The organism is Methyloceanibacter sp. (assembly GCF_051306395.1).
In the GTDB taxonomy this organism is placed as follows: Bacteria; Pseudomonadota; Alphaproteobacteria; order Rhizobiales; family Methyloligellaceae; genus Methyloceanibacter.
The window spans coordinates 1-16,042 of sequence record NZ_JBPPND010000003.1 but is presented as its reverse complement, the minus strand read 5'-3'; the positions used below and the strand labels follow the sequence as shown (position 1 = coordinate 16,042).

At 64.8% G+C, this 16,042-nt stretch carries 19 protein-coding genes; 7 read left to right on the top strand and 12 right to left on the bottom strand.

The features are described 5' to 3' along the window. Window positions 1-16: 16 nt before the first annotated feature. Genes ACSLE4_RS00165 through ACSLE4_RS00150 form a run of 4 tightly spaced genes read left to right on the top strand, consistent with a single transcriptional unit; the run spans window position 17 to window position 3,097 of the window. Window positions 17-424, top strand: coding sequence for a dihydroneopterin aldolase (locus tag ACSLE4_RS00165; protein ID WP_435902468.1), 408 nt, complete (start codon window positions 17-19; stop codon window positions 422-424). A gap of 1 nt (window position 425) precedes the next feature. After that, window positions 426-1,088 carry an amino acid kinase family protein gene (locus tag ACSLE4_RS00160; protein ID WP_435902467.1) on the top strand — a complete coding sequence of 221 codons (663 nt, stop codon included), beginning with the start codon at window positions 426-428 and terminating at the stop codon, window positions 1,086-1,088. A gap of 10 nt (window positions 1,089-1,098) precedes the next feature. Next, window positions 1,099-2,508, top strand: coding sequence for a DUF6513 domain-containing protein (locus ACSLE4_RS00155; RefSeq protein WP_435902466.1), 1,410 nt, complete (start codon window positions 1,099-1,101; stop codon window positions 2,506-2,508). 19 nt (window positions 2,509-2,527) lie between these two features. Further along, window positions 2,528-3,097: a DUF447 domain-containing protein gene (locus tag ACSLE4_RS00150; protein ID WP_435902465.1), complete on the top strand. Its 570-nt coding sequence runs from the start codon at window positions 2,528-2,530 to the stop codon at window positions 3,095-3,097. On the opposite strand, the gene ACSLE4_RS00145 is transcribed toward ACSLE4_RS00150, so the two are convergent. Further along, window positions 3,094-4,134 (bottom strand): GlxA family transcriptional regulator, encoded by a 1,041-nt coding sequence (locus tag ACSLE4_RS00145; protein ID WP_435902464.1) that lies wholly within the window; start codon window positions 4,132-4,134, stop codon window positions 3,094-3,096. The two genes, ACSLE4_RS00150 and ACSLE4_RS00145, sit on opposite strands and share 4 nt — an antisense overlap. Window positions 4,135-4,262: 128 nt before the next feature. On the opposite strand from ACSLE4_RS00145, the gene ACSLE4_RS00140 reads away from it, so the two are divergent. Together ACSLE4_RS00140 and ACSLE4_RS00135 are read left to right on the top strand one after the other, a co-directional pair. Next, window positions 4,263-4,841, top strand: coding sequence for an OsmC family protein (locus tag ACSLE4_RS00140; RefSeq protein WP_435902463.1), 579 nt, complete (start codon window positions 4,263-4,265; stop codon window positions 4,839-4,841). A 165-nt stretch (window positions 4,842-5,006) separates the two neighbouring features. Continuing rightward, window positions 5,007-5,426: a CBS domain-containing protein gene (locus ACSLE4_RS00135; RefSeq protein ID WP_435902462.1), complete on the top strand. Its 420-nt coding sequence runs from the start codon at window positions 5,007-5,009 to the stop codon at window positions 5,424-5,426. Window positions 5,427-5,489: 63 nt separating this feature from the next. Here ACSLE4_RS00135 and ACSLE4_RS00130 read toward each other — a convergent pair whose 3' ends face one another. From ACSLE4_RS00130 to ACSLE4_RS00120, 3 genes are all read right to left on the bottom strand, one after another. Then, window positions 5,490-5,741 carry a hypothetical protein gene (locus ACSLE4_RS00130; RefSeq protein ID WP_435902461.1) on the bottom strand — a complete coding sequence of 84 codons (252 nt, stop codon included), beginning with the start codon at window positions 5,739-5,741 and terminating at the stop codon, window positions 5,490-5,492. Between the two features lie 225 nt (window positions 5,742-5,966). Next, window positions 5,967-7,139, bottom strand: coding sequence for an acyl-CoA desaturase (locus ACSLE4_RS00125; protein WP_435902460.1), 1,173 nt, complete (start codon window positions 7,137-7,139; stop codon window positions 5,967-5,969). A gap of 99 nt (window positions 7,140-7,238) precedes the next feature. Next, the gene (locus ACSLE4_RS00120; protein ID WP_435902459.1) at window positions 7,239-8,273 is read right to left on the bottom strand and encodes a hydantoinase/oxoprolinase family protein; all 1,035 of its coding nucleotides are present in this window, start codon (window positions 8,271-8,273) and stop codon (window positions 7,239-7,241) included. Window positions 8,274-8,340: 67 nt separating this feature from the next. On the opposite strand from ACSLE4_RS00120, the gene ACSLE4_RS00115 reads away from it, so the two are divergent. Next, window positions 8,341-9,123, top strand: coding sequence for a HisA/HisF-related TIM barrel protein (locus ACSLE4_RS00115; protein WP_435902458.1), 783 nt, complete (start codon window positions 8,341-8,343; stop codon window positions 9,121-9,123). A gap of 107 nt (window positions 9,124-9,230) precedes the next feature. Here ACSLE4_RS00115 and fae read toward each other — a convergent pair whose 3' ends face one another. From fae to ACSLE4_RS00075, 8 genes are all read right to left on the bottom strand, one after another. Further along, the gene (gene fae, locus ACSLE4_RS00110; protein WP_435902457.1) at window positions 9,231-9,740 is read right to left on the bottom strand and encodes a formaldehyde-activating enzyme; all 510 of its coding nucleotides are present in this window, start codon (window positions 9,738-9,740) and stop codon (window positions 9,231-9,233) included. Window positions 9,741-9,958: 218 nt separating this feature from the next. Continuing rightward, a complete protein-coding gene (locus ACSLE4_RS00105) occupies window positions 9,959-10,807 on the bottom strand; it encodes a triphosphoribosyl-dephospho-CoA synthase (protein WP_435902456.1) in 849 nt (282 codons plus the stop codon). Then, a complete protein-coding gene (locus ACSLE4_RS00100) occupies window positions 10,804-11,739 on the bottom strand; it encodes a RimK family alpha-L-glutamate ligase (RefSeq protein WP_435902455.1) in 936 nt (311 codons plus the stop codon). The genes ACSLE4_RS00105 and ACSLE4_RS00100 overlap by 4 nt, the downstream gene beginning before the upstream one ends. 5 nt (window positions 11,740-11,744) lie before the next feature. Beyond that, window positions 11,745-12,707 (bottom strand): methenyltetrahydromethanopterin cyclohydrolase, encoded by a 963-nt coding sequence (mch, locus tag ACSLE4_RS00095; protein WP_435902454.1) that lies wholly within the window; start codon window positions 12,705-12,707, stop codon window positions 11,745-11,747. Next, window positions 12,649-13,860 carry an ATP-grasp domain-containing protein gene (locus tag ACSLE4_RS00090; protein ID WP_435902453.1) on the bottom strand — a complete coding sequence of 404 codons (1,212 nt, stop codon included), beginning with the start codon at window positions 13,858-13,860 and terminating at the stop codon, window positions 12,649-12,651. Before ACSLE4_RS00090 ends, mch begins: the two co-directional genes overlap by 59 nt. Window positions 13,861-13,885: 25 nt before the next feature. Next, the gene (locus ACSLE4_RS00085; RefSeq protein ID WP_435902452.1) at window positions 13,886-14,782 is read right to left on the bottom strand and encodes an NAD(P)-dependent methylenetetrahydromethanopterin dehydrogenase; all 897 of its coding nucleotides are present in this window, start codon (window positions 14,780-14,782) and stop codon (window positions 13,886-13,888) included. A 119-nt stretch (window positions 14,783-14,901) separates the two neighbouring features. Then, entirely contained in the window at window positions 14,902-15,873 is a 972-nt protein-coding gene (locus tag ACSLE4_RS00080; RefSeq protein ID WP_435902451.1) for a GHMP family kinase ATP-binding protein, read from the bottom strand. Between the two features lie 26 nt (window positions 15,874-15,899). After that, window positions 15,900-16,042 (bottom strand): nuclear transport factor 2 family protein (locus tag ACSLE4_RS00075; protein ID WP_435902495.1); only part of this gene is annotated, 143 nt, incomplete at its 5' end.

Below are 16,042 nucleotides of genomic sequence, written 5' to 3'. Positions count from 1 at the left end.
CACAGGACCGGAGCGAATGATGGAACAGCGACTGGGACGCGTGTCCTCCACGCGCGAAACGGGCGACACGCTCGACCGGATTTTCGTGCACGATTACGTGCTCGATGTGGAGATCGGGGTGCACCATAACGAGAAAGGCGTGACTCAGCGCGTGCGCTTCTCCGTCGATATCGACGTCGCGCCGAGCACCGGCGCGCTCGATGACGACATCGCACGAACCCTCGATTACGACTACGTCATCAACGGCATCAAAGAGATCATCGCGCGCGGACACATCAATCTGGTTGAGACCTTGGCCGAGGAAGTAGCTCAGCATTGCCTGGCCCATCCGCGCACGGCCTGGGTCAAGGTCGTCATCGAGAAGCTCGACAAGGACCCCGGCGCCGTTGGCGTCGAGATCGTCCGGAGGAAGCGGGAGGACTGAGATGGACGCCGCGCCGCAAAGAGCCGCGTCCGTCCTGCGCGCGTCTACGGCCCGTCCCATCGTGGTCAAGCTTGGCGGCAGCGTTGTCCGCTCAGGCGCGCTTGCCTCCTGGCTCGAGGTTATTGCCGAGGCCCAGACCCCCGTGGTGATCGTGCCGGGGGGAGGAGCGCTCGCCGACGAAGTGCGCACTTGTCAGCAGCAGCTCGGATTCGGCGAGGCGTCCGCCCATCGCATGGCGCTGCTTGCCATGGACCAGCTGGCCTGGGCCGTTGCGGGTGTGCGGCCTGGCTTCGAAGTGGGCACCACGGAAGCGGTCTTGCGCGCAATCCTCGGCCGCGGTCTCGTCGCGCTCTGGGCGCCGTCGGCGCTGATCGCCGAACGCACCGATATCGAGGCCACCTGGCGGCTGACCTCCGACAGCCTGGCGCTCTGGCTTGCCGGCAAGCTCGGCGCCGAGCGCTGCTATCTCATAAAGTCGGTCGCCGCGGCGCGCGGTACGAGAAGCGCGCAAGCACTGGCGGCCGATGGCGTCGTGGACGAAGCCTTCCCGGCCATGCTCGCCGACACAGGCGTCCGCGCGGCGATATTCGGCCAAGGCGATCAGCCGGCGCTGGCCGAGGCGCTCGCCGGCGACGCGACGCAAGCCGGCCTTCTGATCGAATAGGCTCCAAACCATGGCCGAGACCATTCTGTTTCTGACCGGACATCTGGCGCAGCCTCGTCTGGAAGCCGTGCTCGACGGCATGGACGCGGAGTTCGACTGGAAGGTCTTCGATATCGGCGTGAAGGTCGCGGCACTGATGACCGAGGAGATCATCCTGCGCCGGCTAGAGTCGGCGGGCGATGCGGAGAAGATCATGCTGCCCGGCCGCTGCCGCGCCGATCTCGATCGGCTGAGTGAGCATTATGGGGTGCCGGTCGTGCGCGGACCGGACGAGGTCAAGGACATCCCGATCTTCTTTGGCCGTGCGCGCAAAGCCTCCGACATGACGCAATACGACATCCAGATCTTCGCGGAAATCATCGATGCCACGACTCTGAGCATCGAACAGATTCTCGAACGCGCCGAGGAGTATTCCTACAAGGGCGCGAACGTGATCGACTTGGGATGCCTGCCCGATACGCCGTTTCCCCATCTCGAAGAGGCGGTGGTCGCGCTCAAGAGGCACGGCTACAAGGTCAGCATCGACTCCGCGGACCCGGACGAGCTGCTGCGCGGCGGTAAGGCGGGCGCTGACTATTTGCTGAGCCTCAACGAATCCACGCTCCATATTGCCGACGAGGTCCCCTCGGTTTCCGTCCTCATCCCCAGGGACCATGGCGACATGGCATCGCTCGACCGGGCGATGGATGCGCTCGATGCCAAGGGTCTTCCGTATCTCGCCGACCCCGTGCTCGATCCGATCAATTTCGGCTTCATGAAATCCCTCGAACGCTATGCGCAGCTCCGCCGGGAGCGCCCGGAGGTCGACATTTTGCTCGGCACCGGCAATCTCACCGAGCTGACCGACGCCGATACCACGGGGATCACCGCTGTATTGATCGGCATCGCTTCCGAACTCAAGATCAAGAACGTGCTGGTAGTGCAGGTCAGCCCGCATACAAGGCGGACCTACGAGGAGCACGACATCGCACGGCGCATGATGTTCGCCTCCCGCGCCGACGGCGAGCTCCCGAAGGGGTATACGGACCAGCTGCTTGGCCTTCACGCGAAGCGGCCCTTTCCGCAGACCCCGGAGGAGATCGAGGAAAACGCCGCCGCCGTGCGCGATAGGAATTATCGCGTCGAGGTCGCCGAAGATGGCGTGCACATCTATAACCGGGACGGTCATCACGTCGCTCAGGATGTGTTCGGGCTGTTTCCCAAGCTCGGGATCGAGGAAGACGGTCCTCACGCGTTCTATTTGGGGGCGGAGCTGGTAAAGGCGGAGATCGCCTGGAGGCTGGCCAAACGTTACGCTCAGGATGAGCCGCTCGATTGGGGCGTCGCGGCCGACTGCCCGGTCGACGACCGGACCCGGCTAAAGGACGCTGGACACACGCTGCTCGCGAAAAAGAAGAAGAAGGCGGGCAAGGCTTCATGACGCCGAGAAGGAATGCCTCATGCCGATGATCCGCGAATGCATTGTCACCACGCTGGGCGAGGAGGGGAGGGTGCATATCGCGCCGCTCGGCCTCATCGAGGACGGCGACGGCTGGATCATCGCCCCGTTCCGCCCCTCGACCACGTTGGACAATTTGCAGACCACGCCGTTCGCCGTGGCGAATTTCACCGACGACGTGCTGGTCTTTGCCGGCTGTCTCACCGGCAACAAGGACTGGCCGACGCGCAGCGCCACGGAAATCCCCGGCGCCATTCTCGATGGATCGCTCGCCCATGCCGAGCTTGCCGTGGAGCGCGTGGAGGAGGACGAGCTACGCCCACGCTTCCATTGCCGGATCGTGCACGAAGCGACTCATGCGCCCTTCAAGGGCTTCAACCGCGCGCAAGCCGCGGTCATCGAAACCGCGATCCTCGCCAGCCGCCTCAAGATGCTGCCGCGCGAGAAGATCGAGCAGGAGCTCGCCTATCTCCAGATCGCCGTGGAGAAGACGGCGGGTCCGCGCGAGCACGAAGCCTGGCGTCTGCTCGTCGAGACGATCGAGGACTTCTACAAGCACACCCCCGCTTAGGGCGAAGGCAGCGCGGGTTCCGACGCAGAAATGAAGGGCCGGAACATTTTCCGATACTGACCGGGCGTCAGTCCGATCGAGCGCTTGAACAGTTTGCGGAAGAAGGGGAGGTTCTCGTAGCCGAGGTCGGCGGCGATGGTCTCGAACGAAACGTCCTCGGATTCGAGGCGCCGCTTGGCTTCCTCCACTCGCAAGTTCTGCACATAGCCGATCAGCGTGGTACCGGTCGCCACCTTGAAGCGCCGCTTCACGCTGCGCTCGGGGATGCCGGCGATCGTAACGACCTTGGCTACGGCCTCGGCGTCGCGATAGTGCTTGGCGAGCCACTGCTCGCAGACCCGCACGACCGAATCCGCATGCGGCTGCGGGCGCACCAGCGCTGCATAAGGCAGCTGACCCTCGCTGTGCCACTTGAGCAGGTAGACCTTGGCAATGCGCAAGGCCTCACCAGGGCTCATATGCCGCGCGATGATGTGCAGCGCGAGGTCGTGCCACGACGTGGTGCCACCGGCGGTCACGATCCTGCCCGCAGGGTCGGCGAACACCAGCGCGGGCTCAGGCCGGAACCGGACCTTCGGGAATCGAGTCCGGAACAGGTCCGCGTATCCCCAGTGCGATGTGGCGTCCCTGTTGTCCAGGAGACCCGTCGCGGCAAGCATCACCGATCCCGAGCAGGCCGAGTAGATGGTGCTCCCGTCACGGTAGCGCTCGCGGACCCATGCAAGGAGCGATGGATACCGGCCTTCCATGTCATCGTCGGGCGCGAGCCACAACTCCGGCAGAATGACGATATCGGCGCGTGGATCGTCTACGGCACTGAGATCGGGCTGGACGGGAATCCTGTGGCCGCAGGTGAACGGGGTCTTCGACGGCGAAACGATGCGGACATGGATCGATTGCCGCTGCGGTTCTGCGCCGGCCAACTGCTGCCAGAGCGAGCCGGCGGACGATAGGACGTCGATCATGCCGTAGAGGGCGGAGCCCGCCGTTTCCGGCACGGCGATGATCAGGGCTTCGACGGGAGCGGTCTTGTCCATGGGCCGATCTTGGCACGAATCGACCCTTTTTGACGAAAATCGATCTGAGAGCGAGGAGGGGCGCTCTCTACCTTCACCTCCAGGAGCCACCGCACGGGTGCGGATGGCGAAATTTCAGGAGGACGAGCATGAGCACGCAGCAAGCAATGACACGGCCAGTCATGGTCAATGGCCTGGATGTGCAGGCAGCCTTCGAGACGATTGATGCCATCAAGGCCGATCCCGGATTGGCCAGGTTCCAGTTCCGAGCGGCGAATACGTGGATCAACGGAGGGACGAACCGCTCCACCATCCGCGACTTCTACGGGGCGGGGCGTGAGGACGTCTCACGGGAGGAGCCGTTCGAGTTCATGAACGGAGAGCCGCCTGTCCTGCTCGGCGACAACGAGGGCGCCAACCCCGTGGAGTTTCTCCTGCACGCCATGGCGGGATGCGCCACGACCACGCTCGTGCTGCACGCAGCGGCACGCGGCATCACGATCCGCCACCTCTCAACGAAGCTCGAGGGTGAGATCGACATGCGTGGCATGCTTGGACTCGATGAGAGCGTGTCGCCGGGTTACGAGCAGATCCGCATTCTCATGAAGATCGAGGCGGATTGCTCCGACGAGATGCTGGAAGATCTGCTGGACGTGGCGCGGACCCAATCGCCGGTGTGCAGCACGGTCTGCCGGCCGGTGCCTGTCGTGATTGAGAGAGCGGCCTAGGCACGCCTCGCGCGAGTCTAACCCGCCCCTCGACAAGACCGGGCGCTGAGAGGCCTCGCAGGCTGCCCGTGTCAGCTCGTCCCATCCCTGCTATAATTGCGAAACGGGAGGGACCGGGCTGCATTAGACACAAAGTAGCGAAGCTCCAACACTGGAGGTCCACCCATGAAAGTCAAAAACGCAATGCATCGGGGCGTCGATTGGGTTAGCCCAGACACGCCCATCAGCGAAATCGCCAAGTTGATGCGCGGCCATGACATTGGCTGCATCCCGGTCGGCGACAGCGACAAGCTCGTCGGGATGGTCACGGACCGCGACATCGTCTGCAACGGTCTGGCAAAGAACGGGTTCGATGCCGCCAGCATGACGGCCCGGGATGTGATGAGTTCTGGCATCCATTGTTGCCGGGAAGACGACGATCTGGACAAGGCGGTCCATCACATGGAGCAGCTCCAGATCCGCAGGCTGCCCGTGATCGACAAGGACAAGCGCATGGTCGGCATGCTCAGCCTGGGCGATGTCGGAGAGGCGGCACCGAACGCGCTGCTGTCCGAATGCGTCAGGCACGTTTCGGCGCATCACTAGGCAAATGACGCGGCGATCCGAGGCGGCCGCTAGGCCCCTCGGATCTTCATCGTCTTCATGCGGCTATTTGGGGCCGAGATAGGGATCGGTGTAGCGCGCGTCGGCGCAAGCCACGCCATTCCAATAGTGGTACTCGCCGCAACTGCGTGGACGGAGCGGCGCGAAGATCACCGCGTTGCCATCGGCCGTCACGACGACGTCGCCATTCTCTACCATGCGGCGCGGTCCGGACGGCCACACGCGGTGACGGCGGTGGTAGCGCTCGCGCCAACCGACAGTTTGCACGGCGCTCTGATCGACGGAAAGAGTGGTCAAGGCCGGAAGCGGGCTTGCCGTTGCGCTTTCTGGGCCAAGGCCAAGAACGAGGCTCCCTGCAACGAGGGCTGCAGCAGAAGTCAGAAGAATTCGCATGTCACGCTCCTTGGTTAGTCCTACCCGTCACTTGAACAACGGTTGAGCCTTGGATTTGGTTCAAACCAAGGGGCGCAGGATCAACAATTGGTTTCTGACTGTCCCAGGGGGATCCAATCGACGGATGGGCTAAGGCCGGCGCTCGAGGGTGCCGGCGAGCTTGGCGCCCACCGAGGCGAGCAGCATCTCGTAGGCCCGGTCGGCGATCTCCTCCATCGACTTGGTCTTGGCGAACATCGCTCTGGCCTTGGCCGAAAGCTCCTCGCGGCTCGGCATATGCGGCACATGCGGAAGATGCATCGTGGCCAGCACCTCCGCCGTGCGGTCATGGGCCCGGGCCAGCCGCTCCCGAAAGGCCGTCAGCTCCGATCCCTGCAGGGCCGAGGCGATGGAATTCGCGATGCGCTCGGAGTTGAAATGCGCCACGAGCTGCTCGGCCGCGCGATTGATGACGCTGGCGCCGAGACCGTGCTCGTTCTGCACCACCTGCTTGGGGGGCATTCTCAGATCCCAAACGACGCCGACCCAGGACAGCGCCTTGAGGATGTAGAAGGTCGGGTCGATCTCCCACCAGCGGAAGCCTTGCCGCACGCTGCTTTGGAAGGCGTGGTGATTGTTGTGCCAGCCTTCGCCCATGGTGAACACGGCGAGCAGCCAGTTGTTGCGGGAATCGTCGCCGGTGACATAGCGCTTGCGGCCGCTGACATGGGCAAGCGAGTTGATGCAGAACGTGCCGTGATAGACGAGCACCGTGCTCCAGAAGAAGCCGACGAACAGGCCGGACCATCCGGCGATCAGGAAGCAGAGCAGAGCGAGCACGGCGGCCGGCACCAGCTCGTATTTGTGCAGCCAGCGAAGCTCGGGATAGCGCACAAGATCGGCGACCGCCGCCTCGTCGAACGTGTCGTGGCGGCGCGAGAAGATCCAGCCCAGATGGCTATAGAGAAAGCCGGTGTGGCGCGGCGAGTGGACATCGAGCTCGGTGTCGGAATGGAGATGGTGATGTCTGTGCTTGGCCGCCCACCACAGCACGCTCTTTTGCGCGGTGCTTTGGGCGAGGACGGCGAGGACGAAGCGGAAGGCCCGGCTGGTGGAATAGGCGCGGTGCGAGAACAGGCGGTGATAGCCGGCGCCGATGGCGAAGATTCGCAGCCAATAGAGCGTCACGCAAAGGACCAGCGCCTGCCAGGTGACCCCGGACCAGATCGCGCCGAAACAGGCTAGGTGAACCAAGACGAAGGGAACCGCGGACGGATAGACGATGTCGTCATGCTCTTCGTGAAGGCCAGCGTCGGTCGGCATAGGGGCAGAATCCTCATCTTCTTGGTCACCGCATTTAGCGCTTTTCTGGGGGCAAAGGCCAGATATGGTGATAGCGGCGCCGCCGCTAATCCCAAACATCTAGGCATGGGGAGACGCCGATGCAAGCAGCCCCACGGCCACTGCAGGGGCGCATCGTGCGGCCATCTCCCGCGCATCCTCCGCGCAATCGATGATCTCGGCGAAATCGCGATAGGGGCGGTCGAGCTGCTCGGCCAGGGTTTCGGCGAGGAAGCGGCCGCAGCCGGCCCCGATTATGGGCGCATCGGCGGCGAGGCCCTCGCGTTCGATGAGGACTTTCGCGTCGGACGAGATCTGCGCGAGCTGCCGCCGCGCCAGGAAATGGGCGAGCGCCTTCCAGGCGATGAAATCCGCATCGTCCGCGTCGCGTCCCAGCATGCGCGCCAATCGCGCGGCGCTCTCATCGAGGCTCTTTCCGCGCTGGTCGGCTGCGGGGTAGGGGTCGGCGTCCTCGGGCAGCTCTCCGGTCAGGCGATAGACGTCGGCCATGGTGGCGAAGCGCTCGGCGGCCATGCCTTGCATGCGGCCCTTGAAGGGAGCGGTCTGCGCCACCGCCATGACGGGCGTGCGCACCACCCCGCCATAGATCAGTTCGCCTTCGGTCAGGCGCTCGCCGTCGGTCAGCCCGACAGCGGCGGCTTTGCCGGCTTTCAGAGGAATGAGGTCGGTGGTGGTGGTGCCGATATCGATCAGGAGCCCGTCGCCCGCAAGCGTTGCGGTGAGCGTGGCGCTGGCATGCCAATTGGCCGACGCCACGTCCTGCCAATGCTCGCGCACCGCGTCGGCGCCGATCAGCCCATCGCGCAGGCTATAGAAGAGTGTGTCCTCGCCGGTCGCCTTGCGCATCAGCCCGACGAGATAGGCCACGCCCGCCGCCCGCGACGGAAACACATCCGAGAGCTCGCCCGTCATGGTCACCGCGTGCCGGCTACCCTCCGGACACGCCCTCAGCGCCTCGTCCAAGGCCTGATTGAACTTGGCGGGGTCGGGAATCGCGGGGCAGGGGGTCTGCGTCACGGACACCACCCGGCCGTCCTCGATTCGCGCCAGCTTCAGGTTGGCGCCGCCCAAGTCCCACCCAAAAGACGCTTCCATTCGGCCCTCATTTGCCAAGACGCTATTCCTGGTCATGATAGGAAGAAGCATCGGGAGGCACGGCGCCATGACGCTTCATTCCGAGGTCTCCGTAAATCACGCCTCGGGCGCGTTCGCCGTCATCCCCGTGCTCGATCTGAAAGACGGGGTAGTCGTCCATGCGCGCGCGGGCAAGCAAGCTCACGCGGGAAAGCGGGCCGAGTACCGGCCGATCGCCACCCCGTTCGGCCCGCCCCATGACGCGGCGGCCATTGCCAGGGCGATGCTCGGCATCACCTTCTCGTCGGCACTTTATATCGCCGATCTCGATGCGATCCTCGGCCGGGGCAACAATTTCGAACTCTGCCGGGAACTGGGCTACATCTTTCCCAGCATCGATCTGTGGATCGATGCCGGCTTCTCCGACGTCAGCGATTGCGCCTTTTGGCTGCCGCTCGGCGCCACGCTCGTCATCGGCAGCGAGACGATCGCGAGCCTGGACGCCTGGGAGAATATCCGCGGCAACTTTGCCTCCAACCTCGTGCTGTCTCTCGATTTCGATGAGCAGGGCTTGCGCGGCCCCGAGGAGGTGATGGCCGATCCGTCGCTCTGGCCCGACAGGCTCATTCTTATGAGTCTCGGTCGCGTGGGCACCGAGACGGGTCCGGACCTGGCCCGCCTGCACGAGACGCTGGCGCGCGCGGGCAACCGTGCCGTCTACGTGGGCGGCGGGGTGGCCGGTCTCGACGACATCGCAAAGGTGGCGCAGGCCGGCGCGCGGGGCGTGCTCGCGGCAACGGCGCTGCACTCCGGGGCCATCAGCCAAAAAGAAATCGCCGCTCTCGTGGGAAAGCGGCGATCTCAGATTTGATATGCGGTTAGCTCTGTTTCTTAGAAACCGAGCTTTTGTAGCCACCGCCGAATCGGGCCCGGCCCGTTTCCACTGCCGGGGTCGTCCCGACCTGGGGGTTCTCCTTTTCAGCCAGCGGCGAAAGGATGAGTGGCCGAATCCTTCTTGGCGGTCACGTCGGAGGCCTTCGGCTCGCCGGCGACTGCGCGGGCGAGGGCTTCCTTGGTGGCCGTGTAGTTGAATTCCTGGATCTTCTTGTCGTCCTTGGCTTCCCAATGGATGAACACGCCGACGCAGACAAAAAGATCGTCTGCCTCGTTGGCGGGGATCACACCTTCGGCCACGGAGTCGGCCACGGCCTTGGCCACGGCGTATTGGGCAGGACCGAACATCTGGACGGCCTGGCGGGCGTCCTTGATGGTCACTTTGTTGTAGAGGATCGTCGGCGGCTTGCAGAGCAGGTTCGGCGCGACAACCGCCAGAAGCGTGGTGAAGCCGTCCTTGTTGTTGGTCAGTGCGTTGCAGAAAGCCGTTTCGACGGCGCTGCCGCGCGGACCGAGCAGTAGATCGATATGGGCAACTTCGTTGCCGTCGCCGACGAGCGACTCGCCGACAGAAACACCAGTGATTTTGGCCATGAGGCAACCCCTCCCTAGTACTAGGATGATCAAACAAAACGGCGGCCACCGGCCTTAAGACCCGGCGACGAGCCGACGAAAGTGCTCTGGGTGAACGCTCCTCCGTCCGCAACTCCTGGTCGGAGTTCCGCTGGCGCAACATAAGCCGGGGCCGGAAGGATCGGCAAGTCGATTATTGGCCGTTTTTGCCTGCCGCCGAATGTTCCTTATCGAGCCCTTTACCGGGCTTGCAGCGCGGCGGCGAACAGCGTGGCCACGGTCAAATCGGCGGAAGTTCCCGGATTCAGCCCCCGTTCCTTGAGCGAGGCGTCGAACGCGGAGAGGGGCCCCGCCATGTCTTGCGGATCGTGGCAATGGGACAGTCCCGCTTCGATCGGCCGCGCTTCGTCCCGAACCGCGCTCGCTGCCGCGCCGCCGAACTTGCGCTCGATCAGGGTGTCCGGGATGTGGGCGAGGAAACCGAGATAGACATAGGTCGTGACCCAGGCCACGTGGCCCCAGCGTTTCGTGCCGCCGTCGAGCCATTTGAGACCGAGCTCGAAGACGTCCACGAAGCCGTGGGTGTAATTCCAGGCGATCCGGTCCCGGGTCTCCGCCGCCTGCATGGCCTCATACAGGGTGACCCCGGGCTCCGCCGCCACGTCATGGTGGGGCGCTTGCCCAAGCCCGCCGGGCTCGGCGAGCCGGATCGCGCGATAGGCCGCGCAAGCGTCCTCGACGGTGAGAGAGCCGAGAACCCCCTTGAGCCGGTCTTCCAGGCTGTGGCCCGAAGGATCGAGCGCCGCCTGGGCGAGGGGGGCTGCAAGCAGCACGATGCCGAGATTGGTATTCTGGCTGACAGCCTCGCGCGTGGCCTCTACCGCGGCCTCGATGCGCTCGCCCACCGAGAGACCGGGAGCGCCCATCGCCGGCGCCGCGGCCGCGGCGCTTTTCTCGAAGTCGCCGACGCTCATATTGTGACCGTTGGCGAAGCGATGCACGTTGCCGGGCTTCAGGGCCTCGAGCTCGGCAAGGCAAGCCTCATGAAAGTTTGAGGCAATACGTTCGGAGGTGAGGGGTGCGGTCACGCTTCCTCTTGGGTCTTGCGCCTGCCCGCGGGCAGCGCCGCATCGAGAAACGCATCGACCACATGGTCTGAGATGCGCAGCCGCGTGACCTTCTGAAGGCCGTTCCAAGCCGGCATGGAGTTGACTTCGAGCACGAGAAATCTCCCGTCGGGCGCTTGGATCACATCGACGCCCGCATAGTCGGCGCCCACCGCGGCCGCGGCGCGCACGGCGAGATCGCTCAGTTCCTGGCTGGCGATGGCCGCCTTGGCGCGGGCGCCTTGCTTGATATTGGTGATCCAGCTTTCGCCATGGCGGATCATCGCGGCAACAACACGGCCGGCGCAGACGAACAGCCGCCAATCCTGGTGGCGCCCTTGTGCGCCGGGAACGAATTCTTGCAGATAGTAGACGCCGTTCACCGCTTCGGGCGGCGAGAGGTCGGAGGCCGCTTCGATCAGGCGTAATCCGTTGCCTTGGGCGCCGAACAGCGGCTTCTCGACGACGCGGTGTCCTTCCGCGGCGAGCCGGGCGACGATCGCTTCCGCCGTGCTCCTGTCGACGCCGGCAAAGGTCCGCGGCGTCGGCAGCCCGGCCTTTTGCAGGAAGAACGTCGTGGTGGATTTGTCCACGCAGCGCTCGATGGCGCGGGCGTCGTTCCACACCGTGACGCCGAGTTCACGCAGGGCATGGAGCAGCCCAAGATAAAGCGTGACCTCCTCGAAGCTCCCCCCGGGAATGAAGCGCACGAAGGCGCCTTCGGGCCGGTGATCGCCGAGCCATGGAATGGAGAGCCCGGTCGCGGTCTCTGTGGAAAAACCGCAGACCGGCAGCGGCGCCACGATGGGGCGGATGCCCCGCCGCTTGAAGGCGCGCAGCAGGCTCTTCCCATGCCAATCCCGTCCATCGCCGAACAGGACGATGGACGGGGTGATGGCGGGTTCGGCAACCATGGAGCTCAGGCGAAGGAGCGTTGCAGTACGGCGTCGTCGATCTTACCGCTTTGGAAGCTCTCGCCCGTCTTGAGCGATGTCACCGTGACTTTGGCCGGGCTGAACAGCATCGGGTCGATCTGGTAGAAGTCGCCCTTCACCGCCGCGAAAATTTCGGCGAACGGCTTGCCGTAGTCCTTCGAGTTGGCGCTCGGCAATTCGTCGGCGAGCTTCTTGGCCGCGTCCGCTTCGCCCGTGACGTAGAGCTGGGCGCGGCCGGCATAGATAATGGCGTCGTTGGTGCGGCCCATCGCCTCGATGAAGCCGGGCGCCGGCGGCGGCACCGGGACCGTGGCGATGCCGTCGACGACGTCTTCCAGCGGGAAGTGCAGCTCATGCGCCTTATGCAGCGCGACTTCGAGGCAGCGCGCGGCGATCTGCACCGTACCGGCGAGGCTCGAGGTCGGTGCGTAGAGGATCGTCAGCTTGTCCGGCGCGATCTTGCAGGCCTCCGCGATCTTCTCCACCATCGCGGCCGGCGGCGCTTTGTCCGCCTCGATCACCAGCGCGGCGGTTTTCGCCTGGTCGCGATAACCAAGCTCGTCGAACAGCTTCTCCGAAGAGCCCATGGCGCGGGCCGGGCCGGAGCCGAGTACGCTGAATTTCTTGCCGTTGTCCTCGACCGAAAGGCTCCACCCGGCATATTGCGAGCCGAGGCAGGCGAGCACGGGCTGGCTCGTATGCACGGTCACCATGAACGGCCAGGGGTCGTCAGTGCTCGTGGTCTCGAATGTCACCTGGCCCAAACCGCCAAGGCAGATCTCGGACAGTCGCCGGCCGGCCTCGAGGCCCCCCACGGCTTTTACCCCACAATCGACGAGTGTCTCGCCCAGCGAACCCTTCGTCACCTCGACGCGCAAGGCGTCGGCATTATCGATGAGGTCGCGCACCAGCGGCGCGACCAGCGTGTTGATACTCGGTTTCTTCATGTCTTGGCTTGCACGTCCTTCGTTGTTCTTTTTGTTCACCCCGCTCCCCCTCAGACTTTTGAATTTTGGCCAGGATGCTGGCTTTGCGCTCTTGTATGAGGCGCTTCGCCCGTCCTCTGCTCCCGGCGCGGGCCAGTACAGTGCATATCGGACGCTGTTTGTCGATCCGCTCACCGGGGGCCGGGAGGTCGGCCGCCCAGGCGGGCCAAATCATGCTGCGGGGCACAACCAAGGTCTTTGGCGCGTGGACGTAACCCATGGCCGCAGCCCCTTCGAAGACAGGCATTTTCCAAGGAAGCTTGCCGTCGCGCACCGCGTCCACATGGAGAGTGAGCAGCGGCTTTGCCGCGCCTGCGAAGATATCGAGTGTGGCGCCAGGTCGCGGGTTGATCTCGATCAGATAGGGATGATTCTGGCCGAGCATGAAATCCGCGGAGGCCAGCCCCGTGATTCTTGAGGCCCGGGCGGCGGAGATCACGATGCGCGACATCTCTTCCGCCGCGCCGTCTGAGAGGGACGCCGGCCGTACCGCGCCGCCATAGCGCCACGGCTTGCCGGGAGCGGGCGCCGTCCATTGTTCGCTGAAGCCGAGCACGCGTGCGGTCCGTCCGTTGGCGATGAAGAGCGCCGAGACGGCGCGCCCCTCGACCAGCGCCTGGTAATAGACATTGGTTGCGCGCGTCTGGAACCGCGCCGGGACCACGTGGCTGCCCCCGGCCCCACCGCGGCGCTTGGCGACCCAGCCGGTGGCGTTGCGCGGCCGCGCCGTCACCGTGACGGGATGGGGGATCGCCAAATCGTCGAGCAGCGCGAAGAAGCGCTCCGGCGCCTTGATGGTCTCGACGGTTTCGGCGTCGTTGCCGAGCAGCGGCCAGCGCGCTTCGATTCGCGAGAGGAGATGCGTGCGGTCCTCGAAGCCCGCGCCGTACACAACCCCGAGCACGGGGGCAGGGGCGCCTTGCGCAAGTGCCGCGAGCGCCGGCCCCAAACTCCTCCACTGGAAGCCGCGGGCCAGATCGACCGGCATCTTGCGGCAGGCATGCGCCAGCTTTTGCGTATCGGCGTCGGCGAAGAAATCGGCGACGAGCGGCACATAACCGGCCTCGACCGCCGCACGCGCCAGCGCCCGGCCCGAGACAGCGGCGATCAGCAATGCGCCGCGGTTCCGGGGCGATCGCCTAGGAGGTGAGGTCTTGGGCGAGACTGTAGGCGGCACGGAAATCGAGATAGACCGGCTTCTCGGCCTGGATCATTTCTTTGAACAAGCCTGACTCCGTCTTGTACTTCACGTCGCCGATGGCGAGCGCGCCGATGCCGACGGCGTTCGTGCCCTCGATGGGCGTGCCCTTGTCCTTGATGCCGACGCCTTCGACGCCGAGCGGCGGCACCGCATTCACATCGGCGGCGACTTTCAGGTCCTTGGACTGCTTGATCTGGTCGAGGCTCAGAATTTGACGTCCCGCGGGGCCCGCAGAGAAGACGAGGTCGGCTTCCCGCGCCAACTCCGCCTTCTGCTCTTCGGTGGTGCCGTCGGCATAGCCGAGATCGACGTCGAAGCGGTCATTCGCCTCCATGGTGAGCCGGCGCACGCGTTCCGGCCCGTCATAGCCGACCAGAACAGCCTTGGCGCCATCGGTGGTGGCGATCACGGCGGAGGCGAAAGCCACCACACCCGTGCCGCCGAACACGACCACGCGCTTGCCCTTCAGGTCGGTCTTGAAATTTTCTTTGAGGGCCTTCTTGGCGCAGGCGACCATCGCCGCGGCGGTGGTGAAGGACCCGGCAGGATCGGCGAACACCGAGATCTCGAAGGGCGGCACCATCGCCTTCTTGGCCTTGTCCATCATGTCGAGCGCTTCGATGGCCCGCTTGCCGCCGATAAACATGGCGGTGCGCTTGATGCCGTCGGGGCTACGCGAAAAGATGGCGTCCTGCACGAGGCCATAGACGTCCTCGATGGTCACGTTCGTATAGGGAATTGCGTCGTCGTAACCGGCGTCGAGCGCCATGTTCACGTCGAACGGGCTCATATGCTTGAGCGGCGTGATCATGTGCACAATGCGTGGCAGGGCCATCGCTTACATCTCCCAGCGTTCTTGAGTTTTTGTACGCGAACCGCGTGCGTTGACTGCCTCGCTTTAGCACATCAGGCGAGGCGGCAAAGGGCCTCGGATGCGCCCAATGGCGATTTTTCTCAAGTTGGCGCGATCTCGGCGCCTTCGTTGCGGCCCCTGGCCAAGGTGAAGCGCAAGACACCGCTTTCGTCGCGGTCCCGCGCCGCCGCAAGCAATTTTTCGCCGGCACCCTCGGAGGCTGCGAAGGCAAACCCCGTCGGCCCCCAGGAGCTCTGCCCGAGGCCGATCACGCCATCCGCGCGCAAGCTCTCGAGCACGGTCGCCACATGCGGGCTGGTGTAGGGTCCGCCTTGAAGCGGCGCGAAATAGGCGCCCATGCGCTCCTGGAGGTGCCCCACTTCGGCGCAGAACGCCGCGAAGTCGCAGGCTTCGAGGGCGGGCAAAGCGCGGTCGACGATGCGTGCGCGCAAGTCCGCCTGCTCGGCGTTGGGGAAGGCGGGAAGCGCTTCGAAGGCGGCGATCTCGTCCGCGCCGTCGAGCCCCTTGGTTTCCGGATCGAAGACCAACAGCACCCGCCAGTTTTCGGGGAAGGGGACGCGCGCCACCAACGCCGGAAGCGCACCGTTTCGCGGGCCGCTGTCGAGCACGGCCCCGCCCGCCTCGAAGGTCGCAATGCCGATTCCCGAACGCGCACCCCGCCCGAGCCGGCCGGCGATCTCGAGCGGGCTGAGATCGAGCCCTTCGACTGCGGCGAAGGCGGACCCGACGGCGAGCGCGAGCTGGGTGCCCGAGCCGAGCCCCGCATGGGAGGGAATCGCCGCCTCCATGTGGAGCCGGTAGGCGCGATCGACTCCGCAGCTTTCGGCAATGGTCTCGAGATAACGCGCGGCGCGGTCGGCTTCCGGCCCGCTTGCATGCTCCGCCTCCGCTGACTGCAAGGTGAGCCGCGTGCAGGGTTGATCGAGCGACAGACCGAAACTGCCGAAAGGCTGCGCGCCGCGGCCGCTCGGGTCGAGGAAGCCGAAATGCAGCCGTGCCGTCGTGGTGACGGTGACGGACGAAGGGGGCTGTGAAGTAAGAGATTCGGACAAATCGGATCGCGAAAAATGAATGGATGTCAGAACATGCCGTTCAGGTTCGCCGAGTTTTCCGGCTCGACCTGCAACACATCCCAGTGCTCTACAATCTTTCCTGCGTCATCCAACCGGAAAATGTCGATGCCAATCCAGTCACGATCGCCGGGCCATTCCTGCAAGCAAT